The organism is Pseudomonas soli (genome assembly GCF_021283165.2).
Lineage (GTDB): Bacteria > Pseudomonadota > Gammaproteobacteria > Pseudomonadales > Pseudomonadaceae > Aquipseudomonas > Aquipseudomonas soli.
Window position 1 is genome coordinate 5,720,358 of the sequence record NZ_CP128543.1, and the last position, 21,999, is coordinate 5,742,356.

22 protein-coding genes and 1 other RNA gene are annotated in these 21,999 nt (G+C 65.4%); 9 read left to right on the plus strand and 14 right to left on the minus strand.

What is annotated here, in order from left to right; translation table 11 throughout:
* Positions 1 to 39: 39 nt before the first annotated feature.
* A complete protein-coding gene (argA, locus tag LU688_RS26380) occupies positions 40 to 1,338 on the minus strand; it encodes an amino-acid N-acetyltransferase (RefSeq protein WP_038707016.1) in 1,299 nt (432 codons plus the stop codon).
* Positions 1,339 to 1,446: 108 nt separating this feature from the next.
* Entirely contained in the window at positions 1,447 to 2,592 is a 1,146-nt protein-coding gene (gene argE, locus LU688_RS26385; protein WP_023631495.1) for an acetylornithine deacetylase, read from the minus strand.
* A 138-nt stretch (positions 2,593 to 2,730) separates the two neighbouring features.
* Between argE and LU688_RS26390 the strand changes: the two genes are divergently transcribed.
* Positions 2,731 to 4,110, plus strand: coding sequence for a CYTH domain-containing protein (locus LU688_RS26390; RefSeq protein WP_038707017.1), 1,380 nt, complete (start codon positions 2,731 to 2,733; stop codon positions 4,108 to 4,110).
* 52 nt (positions 4,111 to 4,162) lie between these two features.
* Here the strand turns inward: LU688_RS26390 and LU688_RS26395 are convergent, their stop codons facing one another.
* Entirely contained in the window at positions 4,163 to 4,633 is a 471-nt protein-coding gene (locus tag LU688_RS26395; RefSeq protein ID WP_023631494.1) for an Lrp/AsnC family transcriptional regulator, read from the minus strand.
* A 125-nt stretch (positions 4,634 to 4,758) separates the two neighbouring features.
* Here LU688_RS26395 and LU688_RS26400 point away from each other — a divergent pair, with 125 nt between their 5' ends.
* The 3 genes from LU688_RS26400 to LU688_RS26410 all read left to right on the plus strand — a co-directional run bounded on the left by LU688_RS26400 (position 4,759) and on the right by LU688_RS26410 (position 7,248).
* Positions 4,759 to 5,085, plus strand: a complete 327-nt coding sequence (locus LU688_RS26400; RefSeq protein WP_094010951.1) for an ACT-like domain-containing protein — start codon at positions 4,759 to 4,761, stop codon at positions 5,083 to 5,085.
* 97 nt (positions 5,086 to 5,182) lie between these two features.
* Positions 5,183 to 6,841, plus strand: coding sequence for a GspE/PulE family protein (locus LU688_RS26405; RefSeq protein WP_094010950.1), 1,659 nt, complete (start codon positions 5,183 to 5,185; stop codon positions 6,839 to 6,841).
* Positions 6,842 to 6,933: 92 nt separating this feature from the next.
* Positions 6,934 to 7,248: a DUF2388 domain-containing protein gene (locus LU688_RS26410; RefSeq protein WP_023631628.1), complete on the plus strand. Its 315-nt coding sequence runs from the start codon at positions 6,934 to 6,936 to the stop codon at positions 7,246 to 7,248.
* A gap of 32 nt (positions 7,249 to 7,280) precedes the next feature.
* On the opposite strand, the gene gcvP is transcribed toward LU688_RS26410, so the two are convergent.
* From gcvP to LU688_RS26460, 10 genes are all read right to left on the minus strand, one after another.
* A complete protein-coding gene (gene gcvP / locus LU688_RS26415; RefSeq protein WP_094010949.1) occupies positions 7,281 to 10,154 on the minus strand; it encodes an aminomethyl-transferring glycine dehydrogenase in 2,874 nt (957 codons plus the stop codon).
* Between the two features lie 171 nt (positions 10,155 to 10,325).
* Positions 10,326 to 10,709: a glycine cleavage system protein GcvH gene (gcvH, locus tag LU688_RS26420; protein WP_094010948.1), complete on the minus strand. Its 384-nt coding sequence runs from the start codon at positions 10,707 to 10,709 to the stop codon at positions 10,326 to 10,328.
* Between the two features lie 48 nt (positions 10,710 to 10,757).
* Positions 10,758 to 11,840, minus strand: coding sequence for a glycine cleavage system aminomethyltransferase GcvT (gene gcvT, locus LU688_RS26425; protein WP_038707020.1), 1,083 nt, complete (start codon positions 11,838 to 11,840; stop codon positions 10,758 to 10,760).
* Between the two features lie 123 nt (positions 11,841 to 11,963).
* A complete protein-coding gene (locus LU688_RS26430) occupies positions 11,964 to 13,586 on the minus strand; it encodes an ABC transporter permease (RefSeq protein WP_094010947.1) in 1,623 nt (540 codons plus the stop codon).
* Positions 13,587 to 13,700: 114 nt separating this feature from the next.
* Positions 13,701 to 14,702 (minus strand): extracellular solute-binding protein, encoded by a 1,002-nt coding sequence (locus LU688_RS26435; RefSeq protein ID WP_094010946.1) that lies wholly within the window; start codon positions 14,700 to 14,702, stop codon positions 13,701 to 13,703.
* Positions 14,703 to 14,819: 117 nt separating this feature from the next.
* Positions 14,820 to 16,037, minus strand: a complete 1,218-nt coding sequence (locus LU688_RS26440) for a 2-octaprenyl-3-methyl-6-methoxy-1,4-benzoquinol hydroxylase (protein WP_177182900.1) — start codon at positions 16,035 to 16,037, stop codon at positions 14,820 to 14,822.
* A 9-nt stretch (positions 16,038 to 16,046) separates the two neighbouring features.
* Positions 16,047 to 16,529 carry a DUF4442 domain-containing protein gene (locus LU688_RS26445; protein ID WP_023633020.1) on the minus strand — a complete coding sequence of 161 codons (483 nt, stop codon included), beginning with the start codon at positions 16,527 to 16,529 and terminating at the stop codon, positions 16,047 to 16,049.
* A complete protein-coding gene (gene ubiH, locus LU688_RS26450; RefSeq protein ID WP_094010944.1) occupies positions 16,526 to 17,725 on the minus strand; it encodes a 2-octaprenyl-6-methoxyphenyl hydroxylase in 1,200 nt (399 codons plus the stop codon). Before ubiH ends, LU688_RS26445 begins: the two co-directional genes overlap by 4 nt.
* Positions 17,722 to 19,056 carry a Xaa-Pro aminopeptidase gene (gene pepP, locus LU688_RS26455; RefSeq protein WP_023632086.1) on the minus strand — a complete coding sequence of 445 codons (1,335 nt, stop codon included), beginning with the start codon at positions 19,054 to 19,056 and terminating at the stop codon, positions 17,722 to 17,724. The genes ubiH and pepP overlap by 4 nt, the downstream gene beginning before the upstream one ends.
* Before the next feature lie 21 nt (positions 19,057 to 19,077).
* Complete coding sequence (locus LU688_RS26460) at positions 19,078 to 19,632, minus strand: YecA/YgfB family protein (protein WP_038707024.1); 555 nt, start codon at positions 19,630 to 19,632, stop codon at positions 19,078 to 19,080.
* 146 nt (positions 19,633 to 19,778) lie between these two features.
* Between LU688_RS26460 and LU688_RS26465 the strand changes: the two genes are divergently transcribed.
* From LU688_RS26465 to LU688_RS26480, 4 genes are all read left to right on the plus strand, one after another.
* Entirely contained in the window at positions 19,779 to 19,988 is a 210-nt protein-coding gene (locus LU688_RS26465) for a TIGR02449 family protein (protein ID WP_094010943.1), read from the plus strand.
* Positions 19,985 to 20,302, plus strand: a complete 318-nt coding sequence (locus LU688_RS26470; RefSeq protein ID WP_023631617.1) for a cell division protein ZapA — start codon at positions 19,985 to 19,987, stop codon at positions 20,300 to 20,302. The genes LU688_RS26465 and LU688_RS26470 overlap by 4 nt, the downstream gene beginning before the upstream one ends.
* A 17-nt stretch (positions 20,303 to 20,319) precedes the next feature.
* A non-coding RNA gene (gene ssrS, locus LU688_RS26475) (6S RNA) lies at positions 20,320 to 20,499 on the plus strand.
* A 61-nt stretch (positions 20,500 to 20,560) separates the two neighbouring features.
* On the plus strand, positions 20,561 to 21,169 hold the full coding sequence (locus tag LU688_RS26480) for a 5-formyltetrahydrofolate cyclo-ligase (RefSeq protein WP_094010942.1): 609 nt from the start codon (positions 20,561 to 20,563) through the stop codon (positions 21,167 to 21,169).
* An 8-nt stretch (positions 21,170 to 21,177) separates the two neighbouring features.
* Here the strand turns inward: LU688_RS26480 and LU688_RS26485 are convergent, their stop codons facing one another.
* A complete protein-coding gene (locus LU688_RS26485; RefSeq protein WP_011536298.1) occupies positions 21,178 to 21,333 on the minus strand; it encodes a hypothetical protein in 156 nt (51 codons plus the stop codon).
* A gap of 176 nt (positions 21,334 to 21,509) precedes the next feature.
* Between LU688_RS26485 and LU688_RS26490 the strand changes: the two genes are divergently transcribed.
* A complete protein-coding gene (locus tag LU688_RS26490) occupies positions 21,510 to 21,959 on the plus strand; it encodes an EVE domain-containing protein (RefSeq protein ID WP_023631740.1) in 450 nt (149 codons plus the stop codon).
* Positions 21,960 to 21,999 lie beyond the last annotated feature (40 nt).

A 21,999-nucleotide genomic window follows, 5' to 3' on the forward strand; every position in this document is an offset into this window, starting at 1 on the left:
ACGCCGCCCACAAGGGCGGCGTTTTTCATTGCCTCGGCATCAGAGCGGTTTCTCGAAGATCTTCGAATTACGCTGGTAGTTGTACAGCGAAGCCCGCGCCGCCGGCAGCCTTTCCACGCCACTGGGCGAGAAGCCGCGCTCACGGAACCAGTGTGCGGTCCGGGTCGTCAGCACGAACAAGGTATTGAGCCCCAGCGTGCGCGCCCGCTCCTCGATGCGCTCGAGCAGTTCGTCACCACGCCCGCCATGCCGGTACTCCGGGTTTACCGCCAGGCACGCCAGCTCCCCCGCCTCGGAATCGGCAATCGGGTAAAGCGCCGCGCAGGCGATGATCATGCCCTCGCGCTCGACCACGCTGAACTGTTCGATCTCCCGCTCCAGCACCTCCCGTGAACGGCGCACCAGGATGCCCTGCTCTTCCAGCGGGCTGATCAGCTCCAGCAGGCCGCCGACATCCTCGATGGTCGCCTCGCGCACCACCTCGAACTGCTCCTGGGACACCAGCGTGCCACCGCCCCCACGGGTGAACAGCTCGGTCAGCAGCGCGCCGTCCTCGGCATAACTGACTATATGACTGCGTGCCACACCGCCCTTGCAGGCCTCGGCGGCGGCATCCAGCAGCTCGGCCTGGTAGTCACTGCCCAGCCGCTGCAGGTGCGGCGCGATATGCTGCGGGCGCAGCTCGCGCACCAATTGCCCACGCTCGTCCAGCAGACCCGGCTCGGCCCCGAACAGCAGCAACTTGTCGGCGCCCAGCTCGATGGCGGCGCGGGTGGCCACATCCTCGCAGGCGAGGTTGAAGATCTCGCCGGTCGGCGAATAGCCCAGCGGCGACAGCAACACGATGGAACGTTCATCGAGCAGGCGATTGATGCCCTTGCGGTCGACGCGGCGCACTTCTCCGGTATGGTGATAGTCGACCCCTTCAAGCACCCCGATTGGCCGTGCCGTGACCAGGTTGCCGGAGGCCACCCGCAGGCGCGAGCCCTGCATGGGCGAGGCCGCCATGTCCATCGACAGGCGCGCTTCAATGGCCAGGCGCAGGGCGCCGACAGCGTCGATCACGCAGTCCAGCGTGGCCGCATCGGTGATGCGCATGCCATGGTGATAGTGCGGGGTCAGGCCGCGTGCGGCGAGGCGACTCTCGATCTGCGGACGTGAACCGTGGACCAGCACCAGGCGCACGCCCAGGCTGTGCAGCAGCACCAGGTCGTGGACGATGTTGCCGAAGTTCGGGTGCTCGACGCCATCACCGGGGAGCATGACCACGAAAGTGCAATCGCGGTGGGCGTTGATGTAGGGAGAAGCATGGCGCAACCAGTTGACGTAATCGGGCATGACAAGGCCTGTGGATAAGTGAACGGAGAACGAAAAGGCGCACAACGTTCGAAAGTCATCGTCGGAACAGGCTTGCGGTCACGCGCGGTCTCCTCTGCTCAGGAAAGCTCAATGGTTCAGGCAATAGTGCCGGATCAGGTCACGCAATAGACGCACGGTAGGCTCGATACGTGACATTTCAAGGTACTCGCCGGGCTGATGGGCACAGGCGATGTCCCCGGGCCCCAGCACGATGGTCTGGCAACCGAGCTGCTGAAGATAAGGCGCTTCGGTACCAAAGGCCACTGCTTCGGCGCGATGGCCGGTCAGGCGCTCGGCCAGGCGCACCAGCTCGCTGTCGGCAGCCTGCTCGAACGGGGGCACTTCCGGGAACAGCGGCGCATAGTCGATACGCACTTCATGACGTTCGGCCAGCGGGGTGAGCTTGCCGCGGATCGCTGCGCGCAGCTGCTCCACATCCATGCCTGGCAACGGGCGCAGGTCGAACTCCAGGGCGCATTGACCACAGATGCGGTTGGGGTTGTCGCCGCCATGTATGCAGCCGAAGTTCAGGGTCGGGGCAGGCACCGTGAACTGGGGGTTGCGGTACTGCTCCTGCCAGCTGCGGCGCAGCGCCATCAGCTCACCCATCACCGCATGCATGGCCTCCAGGGCGCTGCGGCCCAGGTTCGGATCCGACGAATGGCCACTGCGCCCGAGAATGTCGATGCGGTCCATGAGGATGCCCTTGTGCATGCGGATCGGCTTGAGCCCGGTGGGCTCGCCGATCACCGCCGCCCGCCCGAGGGGCTGGCCGGCCTCGGCCAGGGCCCGGGCCCCGGACATCGAGCTTTCTTCGTCGCAGGTGGCGAGGATCAGCAGAGGCTGCTTGAAATCGTGCTCGAGCAGCGGGATCACCGCCTCGATGACGAGGGCGAAGAAGCCCTTCATGTCGCAACTGCCCAGGCCGACCCAACGGCCATCGACTTCGGTGAGCCTGAGCGGGTCGCTGCTCCACAGTTGCGGGTCGAAGGGCACCGTGTCGCTGTGCCCGGCCAGCACCAGCCCGCCCGGGCCGGTGCCGCGGCTGGCCAGCAGGTTGAACTTGCCAGGGCTGACCTGTTGGATCTCGCAGGTGAAACCCAGGTCACCCAACCAGCCGGCCAGCAGGTCGATGACGGCTCGGTTGGACTGGTCCAGCGCAGCCTGTGTGCAACTGACCGAAGGTGCGGCGATCAGGGCGGCAAACTGGTCTTTCAGCGATGGCAACGGCATGCGCGGATTCCTCGGAGGCGTGAGGGGCATCATAACAATGCAAAAGACCCGCAAGGCAAGCGCGCGCCCACAAGCAAGGATTCAAGCCGCAAGTGCTGTAGACTGCCCAATCACGATGCCCCTCCTTCCGAGCCCGCGATGCACACAGAAACCGAACTCAAACTCCGCGCCAGTCGCGAGACCCTTGCCGCCCTGCGCGAGCACCCGCTGCTGAAAAAGCGCAACAAGTCCGGCTGGCAGACCCGCGAACTGCTCAACCAGTACTTCGACACCCCGGAGCGCGACCTGTCCGCCGCCCGTGTCGCCCTGCGCCTGCGCCGCGACGGCGAGGTCATCATCCAGACCCTCAAATGCCGCGGCCAGAGCGTGGCCGGCCTGTCCGAGCGCAACGAGTTCGAATGGCACCTGGACAAGGTCAAGCTCGACCTGAAGAAACTCGATGGCACCTGCTGGCCCGAGCAACTGGCCGGGCTGGACAAGAAGGCCATCAAACCGCTGTTCACCACCGATTTCACCCGCGAGTACGCCGAGATCGCCTGGGGCCGCGGCAAGGCCAAGGTAGTGATCGAAGCGGCCATCGACCAGGGCTTCGTGATCGCCGGCAAGCGCAAGGAAGAAATTTGCGAGCTGGAACTGGAACTGCGTGAAGGTGCCCCAGAGGCGCTGCTGGAACTGGCCGCCGAGCTGTCTGCCAGCCTCGCCCTGATGCCTTGCGACATCAGCAAGGCCGAGCGCGGCTACCGCCTGCTCGATCCGGACAGCTACGAGCTGGGCCTGCCGGTGACCGAGCTGCACGCCGAGATGCCGATGGACGACGCCTACGCCGCCCTGGCCTGGCAACTGCTGGGCAGCAGCCAGCGCCTGGCCGAGCAGTATCGCCACAATGGCCACTGGCGCCTGCTGCAGGACTGGGTTCGCTGTCTGGCCGAACTGCGCGCCCTAACCGCCAGCCTCGGCCAGGCGGCACCGCGCCCGACCACCCGCGCCCTGCGCGCCAGCCTCGATGCGTTGCTGGAAGACTGGCGCCCGCTGGTATTGGCCGGCAATGACGACGAGGACATCCGTCGCGCCGCCCCCGAGCAGTTCGCCGAAGAGCTGGAAGATCCGCGCTGGGGCCAGTTCTCCCTGGAGACCGCACGCTGGCTGACCGCCCGCGCCTGGACCGTCGAGCGCAAGGGCCGTGGCGAGCGCCAGGGCAAGGCGCAGCTGGCCAGCTGGCTGCAGCACTTGCTGGGCGAGGAAGCCCGCGCCCTGAAGCTGCCGCTGTATGTGCAGCGTCCAGAGGACCTGGCCGAGCAACTGCCGCGCATCGAGACCGTGCAGACCTGGCTGCACCACGCCCGCCAAGTGCTCGACCTGCCACAGCAGGACCGCCTCTACGGCGAGCTGAACAAGCTGCACGAGCTGGCTGAACTGCCGCTACTGGAGGAAGACAAGGGCGAACTGCTCGAAGCCCGCATCGAGCAGGCTCGCGCCATCGAGCAGAACCGCGCCTGGAAGCACCTGCTCAAGGCCTGAGTGGCCGCCCGCTCCTGCACTCGTGGGAGCGGGCTTGCCCGCGATTGGCTCTTCAGGGCCTCAGCGGCAGGCTCGTGGTCGACTTGATCTCCGACAACGCCACGATCGAGTTGACTTCCTGAATACCCGGCACGTTCGACAGCTTTTCGAAGAAGAACCGCTCGTAAGCCTCGATATCCGAGGTGACGATACGCAGCAGGAAGTCCACCGCCCCCATCAGCACATAACATTCCAGCACTTCGGGAAAACCGCGGATCGCCTCGGTGAACTCGGCGAAGTTCGAACGGCCATGGGCGTTGAGCTTCACTTCGGCGAAGATCTGCGTGTTCAGCCCTACCTTCTTGCGGTCCAGCAGCGTCACCTGGCCGCGAATCACCCCCTCCTCTCTCAGGCGCTGAATGCGCCGCCAGCAAGGTGACTGCGACAGGCCCACACGCTCGGCGATCTGCGCGCTGGACAGCGAGGCGTCGTCTTGCAGCAGTTCAAGAATGCGCCGGTCATAAGCGTCCAATTCGCCAAGCATTATTAATTCTCCAATTTGCATTTTTGCGAATTAAAAAATTCGAATTAGCGCGATATTGGCGAATCATAGCGAAAAAATGCCCCGTCTGACGTGCAAGAATTTCTCCACTTTCGCGGAGACCCAGCATGAACGCACTCGAACGGCCCCTCAACTTGCCCCGCCTCGACGCCTGGGCCGCCAACACTGTCCACTGCACTGTGCACTACCGCCTGCAGGCCGACGCCGAACCGGACAGCCTGTGTCGCGTGCTCAACCTGTTCGCCCTGCAGTTCCTCACCCCGCACAGCGTCAACGTGAGCCAGTGCGACGATCTGCTGGACGTGGCGATCGGCGTCGGCGGCCTGAGCTGGCACCGAGCCGAAGTCATCGCGCAGAAACTGCGCAACCTGGTCTGCGTTAGCGAAGTGTGCCTGGCGAACCTGCCACAGCTTGCGGAGGTCGCCCGCCGTTGAAACCGGCAGGCAATGTCCGGAAACCCTTTGCACCGACGCCGTGCGTCCTGCACGACTAGCCTTGCCCAAGCCTCTGAAGCCCGGCAAGGACGCTTGCATGCTCGCCAACGACCACCTTGATCTCGACCTCAATCGCCTGCTGGACGCCTTGCTGGCGGAGCAGCGGATCGCCCCCGAAGCCGCGCTCGCGGCTCTCGAGCGCGCCAAGGCCCACCCTGGCGAACATCCCCTGGAGCTGATCGCCGCCATCGGCCACCCGCTGGGGCTGGATGCCCTGTGCCGTTGGTTGGCAGACCGGGTTGGCCAGCCATTTCTGGCAATCGACCCCTTGCAGGTCGACCTGGTGCGCGTGGCCGGGCTGATGTCCGCCGCCTTCGCCCAGCGCCATGGCATCCTCGCCGTGGCCGTGGATGAACACAGTGTCACGGTGGCCAGCGCCCAGCCTTATCAACGCGAATGGGAGGCAGACCTGAGCCGCAGCCTGGGCAAGGCAGTGCGCCGGGTGCTGGCCAGTCCGCGACAGCTGCGCCAGCTGCGCCCGACCTTCCTGGGCCTGGCCCACTCCGTGCGCGGCGCAGGCCTTGGCCAGTTGCCCCGCCTCGGCGAGCTGGAGCAACTGCTCGAACTAGGTGCCAGGCAAACCCAGGCCAGCGCGGACGATGCCCATATCGTGCACATCGTCGACTGGATGCTGCAGTACGCCATTGAGCAGCGCGCCAGCGATATCCACCTGGAGCCCCGCCGTGAACAAGGCCATCTGCGCCTGCGCATCGATGGCCTGCTGCACGCGGTGTATGCCTTCCCGGCCAGCGTCACCCTGGCAATGGTCAGCCGGCTGAAGCACCTGGGCCGCATGAACGTCGCCGAGAAGCGCCGGCCACAGGACGGCCGCCTGAAAACCCGCCTGCCCAGCGGCGCCGAGGTGGAGCTGCGCCTGTCCACCCTGCCCACCCCGTTCGGCGAGAAGCTGGTGCTGCGCCTGTCCGACCCTCAACAATTGCACGACAGCCTCGAAACCCTGGGCCTGGAGGGCGCGTTGCTGGAGCAGTGGCTGGCCTTGCTGCAACAACGTCAGGGCATCCTGCTGGTGACGGGGCCGACCGGCTCGGGCAAGACCAGCACCCTGTACGCCAGCCTCCGGCACCTGGCCAGCCCCCAGGTCAACCTGTGCAGCATCGAGGACCCGATCGAGCGCCTTGAACCGATGATCAACCAGTTGCAGGTCCAACCCAGCCTGGAGCTGGACTTCGCCAGCGGTGCCCGCGCCCTGCTACGCCAGGACCCGGACATCATCATGATCGGCGAAATCCGCGACCGGGAAACCGCCCAGGTGGCCGTGCAGGCGGCCCTCACCGGGCATCTGGTGTTGTCGACCCTGCATACCCAGGACGCCTGCGGCGCGATCACCCGCCTGCTGGAGCTGGGTGTCGCCGACTACTTGATCAGGGCGACTCTGCTCGGGGTCATGGCCCAGCGCCTGGTGCGCACGCTATGTCGCGCATGTCTGGAGCTTCGCCCGCAGGATCGCCAGGCCTGCCGGCAATGCAGGGGCACGGGTTTCCATGGGCGTACCGGGCTGTTCGAACTGCTCCAGGTCAGCACCGCGTTGCGCGAACGGATCACCCCCGCCAGCGACCTCGCAGCCCTGCGGCAACAGGCCAAGGTAGACGGGCTGCGTGACCTTCGACGGCACGGTGGGGAGCGGGTCGCCCAGGGCAGAACCTGTACCGAAGAGGTCCTGCGGGTCTGTGGATAACCAAGAAATCTCCTTTGTAGCCGGGAACTTGGGGCCATGGGCAACGATCAAATCGGCATCTCAACCGCCCTCATACACCGAGGTGATTCATCATGCGTCTCAAAACAGCCATCGCAGCCACCGTCCTGTTCTCGCTGCCCCTTGGCTCCGCCATGGCCGACACGTTCTGGCGCAATATCATCTCCTCCGGTGCGACCACCGCCTCGACCTACCTGACCTTCAAGGACCACAAGCTGATCGTCGCCGCCCAGGACGACGCCGGCAGCTTCGTTGCCAGTGAGGGCGCCATTCGCGGGCCGTTCCTGGAAGCAGCGATCCGCCAGGTGCGCGCGGACAATCCGGGCGTGCAGGCCAGTGACATGGAACTGGCCAACGCGATCCTGGCCAAGAACGCCGTGGCCGAGTAAGTCCATTCCTGCAGTGGAGGTGGATCGCTAGCTCAACGATACGCCTCCACCGGCACGCACGCGCAGAACAGATTCCTGTCCCCATACACATTGTCGACCCGGTTCACCGCCGGCCAGTACTTGTGCTGGCGGGCGTGAGCGCTGGGGGCGATGCCCTGCTCGAGACTGTATGGCCGGCTCCACGGCGCCAGTACATCGGCCAGGGTATGCGGCGCGTGCCTGAGCGGGTTGTCCTCGGCCGGCCAGTTGCCTTCCTCGACTTCGGCAATCTCCGCCCTGATCGCCAGCATCGCTTCGACGAAACGGTCCAGCTCGGCCTTCGACTCGCTCTCGGTGGGCTCGACCATCAACGTGCCCGGTACCGGGAACGACATGGTCGGGGCATGGAAGCCATAGTCCATCAGGCGCTTGGCCACGTCCTCCTCGGTAATGCCGGTCAACGCCTTGAGCGGGCGCAGATCGAAGATGCATTCATGGGCCACGCGCTGGTTGCGCCCGCGATACAACACCGGGAAGGCATCGCGCAGCTGGCTGGCCAGGTAGTTGGCGGACAGGATCGCCACCTCGCTGGCATCGGCCAGCTGCGGCCCCATCATGGCGATGTACATCCAGCTGATCGGCAGGATGCTGGCGCTGCCCCACGGCGCCGCGCTCACCGCGCTGTTGTTCGGGTCCAGCCCCGGCACCGGCACCACCGGGTGGCTGGCCACGAACGGCTTGAGGTGTGCCCGGATGCCAATGGGCCCCATGCCCGGGCCACCGCCGCCATGGGGGATGCAGAAGGTCTTGTGCAGGTTCATGTGCGAGACATCGGCACCGATGTCCGCCGGCCGCGTCAGCCCCACCTGGGCATTGAGGTTGGCGCCGTCCATGTAAACCTGCCCGCCAAGCTGGTGCACCACCTCGCAGATCTCGCGGATGCCCTCTTCGTACACCCCATGGGTAGACGGGTAGGTCACCATCAGGCATGACAGCCGCTCGCCGGCATGGCGCGCCTTGGCCTTGAGATCATCGAGGTCAACGTTGCCATCCTCGTCGCACTCGACGATCACCACTTCCATGCCGGCCATCTGCGCCGACGCCGGGTTGGTGCCATGGGCCGAGGACGGGATCAGGCAGATCGTGCGCCCGGCCTGGTGGCGGCTCTGGTGATAACGAGTGATCGCCATCAGCCCGGCGTACTCGCCCTGGGCGCCCGAGTTGGGCTGCATGCAGATCGCATCGAAGCCGGTGATGGCACACAACCAGGCTTCGAGCTCATCGATCATCGCCTTGTATCCTTGCACCTGCGCCGCCGGGGCGAACGGATGCGGCTGGGCGAATTCAGGCCAGGTGATGGGGATCATCTCGCTGGTGGCATTGAGCTTCATGGTGCACGAGCCCAGCGGGATCATCGACTGGTTGAGTGCCAGGTCCTTGTTCTCCAGCTGCTTGAGATAGCGCAGCATCTCGGTCTCGCTGTGGTGCAGGTTGAACACCGGGTGCTGCAGGATCGGTGTGCGCCGCACCAGCGCGCCGGGGATGCCTTCGGGCAGGGCCTGCTGGTCGAGGGCGGCAATGTCCAGGCCGTGGTCGACGCCAAGAAAGATATCGAACAGCTTCAGCACCGTGGCTTCGTCGCAGGTCTCGTCCAGGCTCAGCCCCAGGTGCCCGCGACCGAGAATGCGCAGGTTGACGCGGGCGTCCTCGGCGCTTTCGATGATCGCCGCCTGGGTGCCGCCGACGTCCAGCGTCAGGGTGTCGAAGAAATGCTGGTTGAGGCGCTTGATGCCTTTGGCTTCGAGGCCGGCGGCGAGGATGAACGTCAGCCGATGCACGCGCTGGGCGATGCGCTGCAAGCCCTCGGGGCCATGATAGACGGCGTAGAAGCCGGCGATGTTGGCCAGCAGCACCTGGGCCGTGCAGATGTTGGAGTTGGCCTTCTCGCGACGAATGTGCTGCTCGCGGGTCTGCAGGGCCATGCGCAGCGCGGTGTTGCCACGGGCATCACGTGATACGCCGATGATGCGCCCGGGCATGGCGCGCTTGTAGTCGTCGCGGCAGGCGAAGTAGGCCGCGTGCGGCCCGCCATAGCCCATGGGCACGCCAAAGCGCTGGGTCGAGCCGAGCACCACGTCGGCACCCAGTTCGCCGGGCGGCGTCAGCACCACCAGGCTGAGGATGTCGGCGGCGACGCAGGCCAGGGCCTGCTGGCCATGCAGCTGGTCGATCAGCGGGCGCAGGTCGCGCACCTCGCCGTGGGTATCGGGGTATTGCAACAGCGCGCCGAACACTTGGTGCCGGCCCAGGTTATCCACCGAATCGACGATCAGCTCGAAGCCGAACCCCTCGGCGCGGGTCTTGAGCACCGACAGGGTTTGCGGGTGGCAGTGCTCGTCGGCGAAGAAGGCGTTGCTCTTGCTGCGCGCCACGCGCTTGGCCAGGGCCATCGCCTCGGCCGCGGCGGTGGCCTCGTCTAGCAGCGAGGCATTGGCCAGGGGCAGGCCGGCAAGGTCGATGACCATTTGCTGGAAGTTCAGCAGCGCCTCCAGCCGGCCTTGGGCGATCTCCGGTTGGTAGGGCGTGTAGGCGGTGTACCAGCCAGGGTTCTCCAGCACGTTGCGCAGGATGACCGTGGGGGTGATGGTGGCGTGGTAGCCCATGCCGATCAGGCTGGTCCACAGCTGGTTCTGCGCAGCGTAGCCCGCGAGTTTGGCCAGTGCGGCCTGCTCATCGAGGGCCGGCGGCAGGTCGAGTGGGCGATTGAAGCGGATGCCCGGCGGCACCGTCTGCTCGATCAGTTCACTGCGGCTGGCGACGCCGAGGGCGTCGAGCATGGCCTGCTGCTCCTGGGCATCGGGCCCCAGGTGGCGACGCAGGAAAGGGTTGGACTCTTGCAGTTGGCTCAGCGATGGCGACTGGGACATGGCGACGATCTCTTCCTGGACCAGCTCTCATGGAGACTTACAAGTCTAGGAAGGATTGCCGAATGTGCGGGGATTATTGCGTTTGCCGTGCGGCCCTTATCGCGGGGCAAGCCCACTCCCACAAGGAATACTCCGTGGGAGCGGGCTTGCCCCGCGATAAGGGCGGCCCTGTTACTCGCCGATCAGCGCTGTATAGCCTGCTGCATCCAGCAGCTTGTCCAGCTCGGACTTGTCGCTCGGCTTCAGCTTGAAGATCCACGATTCGTAAGGTTCTTCGTTGAGCAGCTCCGGGCTGTCGGCCAGTTCTTCGTTGACCGCGATGACTTCACCACCCACCGGCGCATAGATATCCGAGGCGGCCTTGACCGACTCGACCACGCCAGCGGCGTCGCCTGCGGCGAACACCTTGCCGACTTCGGCCAGCTCGACGAACACCACGTCACCCAGCGCTTCCTGGGCATGATCACTGATACCCACGGTCACCGTGCCATCGGCTTCCAGGCGAGCCCACTCGTGGCTTTCGGCAAAACGCAGGTCGGCGGGGATTTGGCTCATTGTCTTGTATTCCTCGTAATGGGTCAGCGGACGGCCCGCCGTTAATGTTCAGATCAGGATCTTGCCATGGCGCACGAAGGTCGGCTTTACCACTCGCACCGGGTACCACTTGCCGCGGATTTCCACCTCGGCCCGGTCACCGGTGGCCATGGGCACGCGGGCCAGGGCAATGGATTTGCTCAGCGTAGGCGAGAAACTACCACTGGTGATCTCCCCTTCGCCAATCCCGGATACACGGACCACCTGATGCGCGCGCAATACGCCACGCTCCTCGAGCACCAGACCGACCAGTTTTTCCTTCACGCCCTGTTCGATTTCAGCGAGCAAGCCACTGCGGCCGATAAATTCGCGCCCGACCGGCTCCCAAGCGACGCTCCAGCCCAGGTTGGAGGTCAAAGGAGTATGGGCTTCATCGATATCCTGGCCATACAGGTTCATGCCGGCTTCCAGGCGCAGCGTATCGCGGGCGCCCAGGCCGCTCGGGGCGATACCGGCGCCGACCAGGTCGTTGTAGAACGCCGGGGCCTGTTCGCCCGGAAGAATGATTTCCAGCCCGTCTTCCCCGGTATAGCCGGTGCGGGCGATGAACCAGTCACCGTCGGCGAGGCCTTCGAAGGGGCGCAGCTCGCGGATCAGCGCGGCCCGCGAGGCGCTGAGCAGGGCAGCGACCTTTTCTCGGGCATGCGGCCCCTGGATGGCGAGAATGGCCAGTTCAGGCCGTGCCTTGAAATTCACCTTGAAGCCTTCGCTGCGGGCCTGCAGCCAGGCCAGCACCTTGTCGCGGGTGGCGGCATTGGCCACCAGGCGATAACCGTCTTCGGTGCGGTAGGCAATGAGATCGTCAATTACCCCGCCCTCGGCATTGAGCAGCGGGCTGTAGAGGGCCTTGCCGGGGCTTTCCAGGCGCGTCACGTCGTTGGCCAGCAGGTGTTGCAGCCAGGGCGTGGCGGCGCAGCCATCGATATCGATGACCGTCATGTGGGAAACATCGAACACCCCGCAGTCACTGCGCACCTGGTGGTGCTCCTCGACTTGCGAGCCGTAGTGCAGGGGCATGTCCCATCCGCCGAAATCGACCGTCTTGGCGCCGAGCGCCAGGTGCAGGTCATACAGAGGCGTACGCTGTCCCATGGGTTTCTCCTTCCGGGCGTGGCGAGGCAGCGGCGGTCGGCGATGTTCTGTCATCACCTGTTCTTGTAGACCCGTCGCTGCGAATGCCGCGCATTGTAGCCGCAAGGGCGCTGCGTGACACCCTCAGCGCGGATGCCCCGGACGATGGGCCGAGCGGCGGATCAGCCCGATCACCGGCAGCAGGCCGACCAGTACCAGGGTCAACGCTGGCAGCGAAGCACGCGCCCATTCGCCCTCGCTGGTCATCTCGAACACGCGCACGGCCAGGGTATCCCAGCCGAACGGGCGCATCAGCAAAGTCGCCGGCATCTCCTTGAGTACATCGACGAACACCAGCAGGGCGGCACTGAGGGCGCCGGGCACCAGCAACGGCAGATACACCTTGAAAAACAATCCTGGGCCAGCGACCCCGAGGCTGCGCGACGCTTCCGGAAGCGATGGGCGGATCCGCTCCAGGCTGCTCTCCAGCGGACCATAGGCCACGGCGATGAACCGCACCAGATAGGCGAGCAACAATGCCGATAAGCTTCCCAGCAACAACGGCTTGCCCACCCCGCCCAACCACTGGGACAGCGGCACTACCAGCTGGTTGTCCAGGTAGCTGAACGCCAGCATGATCGACACGGCCAGCACCGAGCCGGGCAAGGCGTAACCCAAGTTGGCCAATCCAACCCCGGCGCGGATACCGGCAGTCGGGGCCTGCCGCCTGGCGAACGCCAGAAGCATGGCCACGCTGACCGTGATCAGCGCCGCCATGGCCCCCAGGTACAGGGTGTGCATGACCAGGCCTAGATAGCGCTCGTCGAGGTCGTGCCGCCCGCGCTGCCAGAACCACGCCAGCAACTGCAGCATCGGAATGACGAAGGCACAGGCGAACACCAGCAGGCACCAGCCACTGGCAGCCAACGCCTTGATCCCCCGCAAGTGATAAAGCGCCTGCGCCCTCGGGCGTTCGTTGCCACTGCGGCTGGCGCCTCGGGCCCGGCGCTCGCCATACAGCACCAGCATCACCGCCAGCAGCAGCAGGCTGGCGAGTTGCGCCGCGCTGGAGAGGCTGAAGAAGCCGTACCAGGTCTTGTAGATGGCTGTGGTAAAGGTGTCGAAATTGAATACTGCCACCGCGCCGAAATCGGCCAGGGTCTCCATCAGTGCCAGGGCGATGCCGGCGCCGATGGCCGGCCGCGCCATGGGCAAGGCCACCCGCCAGAAGGCCTGCAGCGGTGACAGCCCCAACACCCGCGACGCCTCCATCAAGCCCTTGCCCTGGGCCAGGAAGGCCGTGCGCGCCAGCAGGTAGACGTAGGGGTAGAACACCAGCACCAATACCGTGATCACACCACCGGTGGAGCGCACCCTGGGCAGGCGCATGGGCCCGAACACCTCGCGCAGCGCGGTCTGCACGGGGCCTGCAAAATCGAGCAGGCCGACGAAGACGAAAGCCAGCACATAGGCCGGGATGGCGAACGGCAGCATCAGCGCCCAATCCAGCCAACGCCGGCCAGGGAATTCGCAGAGGCTGGTGAGCCACGCCAGGCTAACCCCCAGCACGCTCACGCCGATACCCACGCCCAGCACCAGGGTCAGGGTATTGCCCAGCAGGCGGCTCATCTGGGTGTCGAGCAGGTGCGACCAGATCTGGGTGTCGACCGACTGCCATGACAACAGCAAGACACTGAGCGGCAGCAAGACCAGGGCGGCGACCAGGAAGACCGGCAGGTACCAGCGGCGTTGGGGATAATGGGGCAAATCGAAAATCTCGATGGCTGTGCGATAGCATCGCGGGGCAAGCCAGCTCCCACGTCCGCATGGTTCGTGGGAGCGGGCTTGCCCCGCGATCGGTTCTCAAGGATAAGGCGGTACTCAGTTCCAGCCAGCCCGATCCATCAAGCGAATGGCTTCGGCCTGGCGCTTGCCTGCGACTTCCACCGGAATGCTGTCGGCCTTGAAGCTACCCCAGGCCGCCACTTCCGCCGATGGCTTCACCTTCGGGTTGGCCGGGAACTCCTGGTTGATGTCGGCAAACAGCTTCTGCGCCTCTTCGCCGGTCATCCACTCCACCAGTTTCTTTGCCGCTTCGGGATGCGGCGCATGCTTGGTCAGGCCGATGCCCGACAGGTTGACGTGCACACCGCGGTCACCCTGGTTGGGCCAGAACAGCCTCACCGGCAGATCAGGCTTTTCCTTGTGCAGGCGCCCGTAGTAATAGGTGTTGACGATGCCCACGTCGCACTGGCCGGCGGCAATGGCCTGAAGCACTGCGGTGTCGTCGGAGAACACGTCGGTGGAGAGGTTGTTGACCCAGCCCTTGATCAGTTTCTCGGTCTCGGCCTCGCCGTGTTTCTCGATCAGGGTGGCGGTCAGCGACTGGTTGTAGACCTTCTTCGCCGTGCGCAGGCACAGGCGGCCTTCCCAGTGCTTGTCGGCCAGGGCCTCGTAGGTGGTCAGCTCGGTGGGTTTGACCCGGTCGGTGGAGTAGGCGATGGTCCGTGCGCGCAGGCTCAGGCCAGTCCAGTCGTGGGACGAGGCGCGGTACTGCGGCGGAATGTTCTGGTCGATGGTGGCCGCCTTGATCGGTTGCAGGATGCCCATCTGCTCGGCTTGCCAGAGGTTGCCGGCATCGACGGTGAGCAGCAGGTCGGCCACGCCGTTCTCGCCCTCGGCCTTGATGCGCTGCATCAAGGGCGCTTCCTTGTCGGTGATGAACTTGATCTTGACGCCAGTCTTGGCGGTATAGGCGTCGAACACCGGCTTGATCAGCTCGTCGATGCGCGAGGAGTACACCACCACTTCTTCCGCCGCCTGGGCGGTGCCGCCGAACAAAGTGAGGGCCAGGGCGGCCAGTAGGGGCTTGCGGGGCAACATCGGGGGGTACTCCTCGCTGGGTTGAGAGGTGCAAATGGTAGTGAATCCCATTTTCCTACTCATCTGCTTAGCCGTTACCGGATGTTGCAAGGGGCTGCTGCGCAGCCCCAGCAACCTTCAGGCCTTGGCCAAATCCGGCAGGTCCCCGGACAACCCCAATGCCTGGCGCACGAACAGCGCCTTGGCCTCCGGCATCTGCTCCACCAACTTCAACCCACTATTGCGCAACCAGCGCAGCGGCAACGGGTTGGCCTGGAACAACCGCTCGAAGCCCTCCATCGCCGCCATCAGCGCCAGGTTGTGCGGCATGCGCCGCCGTTCGAAGCGGCTCAGCACCTTCACATCGGCCAGGCGCTCGCCGCGCTCGCTGGCACGTACCAGCTCTTCGGCCAGCACGGCGGCATCGAGGAAGCCCAGGTTGACCCCCTGCCCCGCCAGCGGATGGATGGTGTGGGCGGCATCGCCGATCAGCGCCAACCCTTCATCGACATAACGCTTGGCGTGGCGCTGGCGCAGCGGCACGCAGACCCGCGGATCAGCCTCGAGCACGTCACCCAGACGGCCTTCGAAGGCACGCTCAAGCGCCTTGCGGAACGCCGTATCGTCCAGCGCCATGGCCTGCTCGGCCTGCTCCGGCGTGGTCGACCAGACGATCGAGCACCAGTCCTGGCGGCCATCACGCGACAGCGGCAGGAAGGCCAGCGGGCCTTCGTCGGTGAAGCGTTGCCAGGCCGTGGCGCGGTGCGCCTCACTGCAACGCACACTGGTGACGATGGCGTGATGCAGGTAATCCCATTCACGGGTCTGGCAACCGGCCAGGCGACGTACAGCCGAATTGGCGCCGTCAGCGGCGACCACCAGCGGCGCGCGCAGCTTGCGACCATCGGCCAAGGTCACCAACCATTCGTCACCGGAGCGGCGCAACTGTTCCAGGCGGGCATTGGCCAGCAGCCCGACATCGCTGTCGTGCAGGCGCTCCAGCAGGCCGTCCTGGACCACACGGTTCTCGACGATATGCCCCAGCACCTCGGCATGCACGCTGGCCGCGGAAAAATGAATCTCGCCGGTGCCGCTGCCATCCCACACGTGCATGTCCGAGTACGGCGAGACACGGCGCCGGGCGATGCCCTCCCAGGCCCCCAGGCGCTCGAGAATGCGCTGGCTGGCCGCCGACAGGGCACTGACCCTTGGTTCGAAAGGCGCCTCGCCGTCAAACGGCTTGACCGACAACGGCCCACCGTCGAGCAGAAGCACCTCCAGGCCACTGTGGCGCAAGGCCAGGGCCAGGGCGCTGCCGACCATGCCGGCACCGACAATCAACAGATCTGCGCGCATTTCCATGCCTTACGCCTGCCTCGCTTGCGGCTTGAGCCGCACGTATAAAGTTTTGTCGACCCGCGCCACCAGCTCGCCGGCGCCATCGCGGATCTCCACCTGCAACCGCGGCAGGTACTTCTTGCCGCTGGCGGTCTGCTGGCGGATCTCGTCCAGCAGCGCGTCGTCGACGTGGAATTCGGCATACACCGGGCCCTTGCCCGGCGAGATGAAATCGATGGAAGCGGCCTTGTCCCAGACGATGTACTCGCGCCCCAGCTGCTCGATCAGCAGCAGCATGTAGAACGGGTCGACCATCGCGTACAGGCTGCCACCGAACTGGGTGCCGACGTAGTTGCGATTCCACCGCGTCAGCTTCATGCGCACCTTGACGCTGCGCATGTCCGGGCTGATTTCCTGGATGTGGATGCCGGCGCCCAGGTAGGGCGGGTAGAAGTTCAGCAACCAGCGCAGCATCCGCGCTCGCCGTGCGAGCCGGCGCGCAGCGCTCATGGGCGGCCCCGCGGATCGGGGCGAGTACCGAGGCCCATGGCCTGGCGGGCGAACCAGCTTTTCGCCGGCGGCAGCAAGTCCAACCCGAGCAGGCCGAGGTTGCGCCCGGCCGCCAGCAGCGGCTGGCTGCTGCCGAACACACGGGTGACCTGATCGGAGAAGCCGATGGTCAAGGCCTGGTCGAGGCGCTGGCGCTGGTGATAGCCCTGTAGCGTGGGCAGATCGCCCGGCAGCGCCGGGCCGGCCAGCAAGGCGTCCGCCAGCGACTGCACATCGCGCAGCGACAGGTTGAAGCCTTGGCCTGCGATCGGGTGCAGGCTGTGGGCAGCATTGCCCAGCACCACCAGGTGCGGGCGCACCTGCTCCTCGGCCTCCACCAGCGACAGTGGATAGAGATGACGGGCACCGACCTGGCGCAGGGCGCCGAGGCGGTAGCCGAATGCTTCCTGCAGTTCGCGCAGGAAGCTGCGCTCGTCGAGCTCGGCCAGGCGCTTGGCATCCATGCCCTGGCGGGTCCAGACCAGCGCGCAGCGGTTGTCTGCCAGCGGCAGCAGGGCCATCGGCCCTTGCTCGGTGAAGCGCTCGAACGCCTGCCCGGCATGGGCCTCGCCTGGGGTGATGTTGGCGATCAGCGCGCTCTGGTCATACGGCGTGTGGCGCACATGGATGCCCAACTGCTCGCGCAGGCCCGAACGGCCACCATCGGCCAGCACCGCCAGGTCGCACTCCAACACGGTGTCGTCGTCCAGCTGCAACCGATAGCCACCGGCGATGGCCTGCATCGCCTGCACTTGCGCTGGGCAGCGCCAGCTGACCACCTCGTTGTCGATGGCCTGCCACAGGCACTGGCCGAGCCAGGCGTTCTCCACCACATAGCCGAGCGCCGGCACGCCTTCCTCCAGCGCATCCAGGCGCGCGGCGCCGAAGCGGCCACGGTCGGACACCTGGATCTGCCGGATCGGCTCGGCGCGGCGGCTGATGGCCTGCCACAGCCCCAGCCGCTCATAGATCTGCCGGGTGCCGTAGGACAGCGCCGAAGAACGCGCGTCGTAGCTGGGCTGGAAGCTGTCGCCCGGTGCAAACGGCTCGATCAGCAGGATCGTCCAGCCACGCGCCTTAGCTGCGGCCTGCAGCGTGAGGGCCAGGCTGGCGCCCACCAGGCCGCCACCGATGATCGCCAGGTTGACCCGGTTCATGCGGCGTCCTTACGCGCTTCGTGCATCAGCGCCTCGATCTCGGCGACCGTGCGTGGCACACCCGAAGTGAGGATTTCACAGCCTTGTCTGGTTACCACCACGTCGTCCTCGATCCTTACGCCGATGCCGCGCCATTTCTTCGCCACGGCCTGGTTGTCGGGCGCGATATAGATGCCCGGTTCGACCGTCAACGCCATGCCCGGCTCGAGCACGCGCCACTGGCCACCGACCTTGTATTCGCCCACATCGTGCACGTCCATGCCCAGCCAGTGCCCGGCGCGGTGCATGTAGAAGGCACGGTAGGCCTCGCTGTCGATCAGCGCCTGTACCTCGCCCTTGAGCAGGCCCAGCGCCACCAGCCCTTCGGTGATCACCCGCACGGTCGCCTCGTGGGCATGGTTCCAGTGCTTGCCCGGGGCGATCTCGGCGAACGCCGCGGCTTGGGCCGCGAGCACCAGCTCGTAGATGGCTTTCTGCTCGGGCGAGAAGCGCCCACTGACCGGGAAGGTGCGGGTGATGTCGCTGGCGTAGCAGTCGATCTCGCAACCGGCGTCGATCAGCACCAGGTCACCGTCCTTGAGCGGCGCATCATTCTGCTGGTAGTGCAGGATGCAGCCATTGCGCCCGGCGGCGACGATCGAGCCGTAGGCCGGCATCTTCGCCCCGCCCTTGCGGAACTCGTAGTCCAGCTCGGCTTCCAGGCTGTACTCGTACAGCCCAGCGCGGCAGGCCTGCATGGCGCGCACATGGGCACGGGCGGAGATCGCCGCGGCCTCGCGCATGACCTTCACTTCCGCCGCCGATTTATACAGGCGCATGTCGTGCAGCAGATGATCCAGGGCAACGAACTCGTTCGGCGGCTGAGCGCCCAGGCGGGCCTTGGAGCGAATCACATTGATCCACTCCATCAGCCGGCGGTCGAATTCGGCATTGCCGCCCATGTTGCTGTAGACCCGCTCGCGGCCCTCGATCAGGCCCGGCAGGATCTCGTCGATATCACTGATGGGGAAGGCGTCGTCGGCGCCGAAATCACGCACCGCGCCTTCCTGGCCGGCCCGCAGGCCATCCCACTGCTCGCGCTCGGGATTGCGCTCGCGGCAGAACAGCACGTACTCGCCATGCTCGCGGCCCGGGATCAGCGCGATCACAGCCTCCGGCTCGGGGAAACCGCTCAGGTACTGGAAATCGCTGTCCTGACGATAGACATGCTCGACGTCGCGATTGCGGATGGCAACTGCGGCGGCGGGCAGGATGGCGATGCTGTTGGGGACCATCTGCGCCATCAGCGCCTTGCGCCGACGGGCGTACTCCGCCTTGGGTATGTGGCTCATGGGCAAACGACCCCGATCAGATCAGTGCAGCGATGGCTTTGGCGCGGGCGCTTCGGGCTTGGCCAGCTCGGTGTACAGCAGCAGCGGGGCGACGCGCAGGTACTCCATGACTTCCATGTAGTCGCTTTCGCCGTCCTCGGATTCTTCCAGCGCTTCCTGGACCTGCGAAATGGCCACCAGGTCCTGGAGCACTTCCTTGGCATCGGTGGACAAGTCCTTGCCACCGGCGTTCAGGCCGAAACCGGTGATGAAGCCCTGGCACCACTGGCCCAGCGCGGTGGCGCGGTCGCTGAGTGCGGCATCATCGGAAGGCAGCAGCAGGACGATGGCGACGTCGTCGCCGGTCAGCTCGGCCTTGACCATCTCTTGCAGGCCGACCAGGGCGTTGCGGACAGTGTCACCGGGCTCGGTCTCGAGCAGTTGGGCGGCGTCGGCCAGCCAGGCATCGGCATCGAAACCGGCGCCGGCGCAGCTGCGGCCGATCAGCAGACCGTGCAGCTCGGCGGGGGTGACTGGGTGGCCATTGCTCGAAAGCAACATGGCGAAGGCAATGTAGGGCGATTGGGTATTGGGCATGGGCAGCTAGGCGCCAGACGGCGCAATGACTAGAATGGAGACCTTGTATCCTAGCACCGGCAGGCGCGCCAAGACCATCGGCACTGGCCGTCGCGCCCTTGGGGCAGGCATGATCGCCAGGCGAGTCAAGGAATCGAGTGCAATCCATGCAAGAGAACGACCTGCAAGCGCTGATGAGCCGGTTCGAGTTGCTGATCCAACGGGTCGAGCAACTAAAGCGGCAAAACGCACTCTTAGTAGCTCAGGAACGATCCTGGCGCGAGGAGCGCGCCCACCTGATCGAAAAGAACGAGATCGCCAAACGCAAGATCGAATCGATGATCCTGCGCCTCAAGGCCCTGGAGCAAGACTCATGAGTTCAAGCAATAGCGTCACCGTCCAGATCCTCGACAAGGAATACTCGATCATCTGCCCGCCCGAGGAGCGCAACAACCTGGTCGGTGCCGCCCGCTACCTGGATGGCAAGATGCGCGAGATCCGCAGCAGCGGCAAGGTGATCGGCGCCGACCGTATCGCGGTGATGGCCGCGCTGAACATCACCCACGAGCTGCTGCACCGCCAGGAACGCCCCGAAGTGGCCAGCGGCGGCACCACCCGCGAACAGGTGCGTGACCTGCTGGAACGGGTCGACCAGGCCCTCTCCGACGATCCGGTTAGCAAAAGCGACTGAGATTGGTATACTGGCGCCACTCCCTGGGGGATGCGCCAGTCGGTTATGTCCCTGAGCCGATACGCACAACCACGGGGGTTGCACGCTGGGGCAGGTGTGCATGTCCGCCCGACGGAAAGCCTTAACGCCCCCTGCAATCTCCACCTTGAACTTTCGGGTTCAAGGGCTACACCGATAGCGGTCTTGTCGGGGAGCCTGCTTTCAGAACTGCCCGCCTTCCACGGCGGGCTTTTCGTTTCTTCAGGGATCGCCCGTGCCATGACCGACACCGCGCCGCTTACCCGCCCCCAGCTTCGCCGCCTCCTGCGCAATGCCCGCCGCGCCCTCACACCCGCCCAGCAACGCCAGGCCGCCGAAGGCCTCTATCGCCAGTTGGCGCAGCATCCACTGTTCCGCCGCGCCCGGCATATCGCCCTGTACCTGCCCAATGATGGCGAGATCGACCCGCGCCTGCTGCTGCGCGAGGCGCACAGGCGCGGCAAGCACGTCTACCTGCCTGTGTTGCACGCCTGGCCCGCCACACGCATGGTGTTCCAGCGTTTCGAGCCAGGGGAAAAGCTGCGACCCAACCGCTTCGGCATCGCCGAACCTGTAGTCGAGCGCAAACGCCAAAGGCCGATCTGGGCGCTGGACCTGATCCTGCTGCCGCTGGTCGGTTTCGATGAGATGGGGGGGCGCCTGGGCATGGGCGGGGGCTTCTATGACCGCAGCCTGGCCTATCAGAGCCGGCGCAAGGCCTGGAAAAAACCATTGCTGCTGGGGCTGGCGCATGAATGCCAGAAGGTGGAGCGGCTCAACCAGGCAAGCTGGGATGTACCGTTGCAAGGCACGGTGTCAGACCGTGGTTGGTACTTGGCAGCGAAGTGAACCCGCGATCAGCGGTGCTGTTGCTGCGCCGGATCGACGGGCGCCTGCTGATAGGCGGCATCGAGCTTGCGCTCCCACAAACCTTGCGCGTAACCGGTGGTGACCACGCCCAGGCCGAAGATGAAGGCCAGGATCCAGAGCAGGTCCGGTTTACGTTGTTTCATTGATTGCCCCCCAAGAACAACTGTCCAGGCTCGGCGGCTTTCTTGATGGCTGCCGGAGCGTATAGCTTAAAATCGGCGCATTTTCCGACAACATGAGTCGCTAGGCAAACGTTGACGCCAACCGACTGTCGGTTTCATGCAACGAGTTATTTCAAACTCTTTCAGGAGCAGCATCCATGGCCTACTGGCTGATGAAATCCGAGCCCGACGAGCTCTCCATCGAAGCCTTGGCACGCCTGGGCAGTGCCCGTTGGGACGGGGTACGCAACTACCAGGCGCGCAATTTCCTGCGGGCCATGAGCATAGGCGACGAGTTCTTCTTCTACCACTCCAGCTGCCCGCAACCAGGGATCGCCGGCATTGCCCGGATCAGCGCCGCGGCCTACCCGGACCCGACCGCCCTCGACCCGCAAAGCCACTACCACGATGCCAAGGCCAGCGCCGAGAAGAACCCGTGGAGCGCGGTGGATGTCGAGCATGTGCAGACCTTCCGCCAGGTACTCGGCCTGGGCCTGCTCAAGCAGCAGGCGGCACTGGAGGAACTGCCACTGGTGCAAAAGGGCAGCCGCCTGTCGGTGATGCCGGTGACCGCAGAACAATGGGCGGCGATCCTCGCGCTGAGCTGATTGTGCGTCTATTGTCAGGGGTTTGACCAATATCAACGCG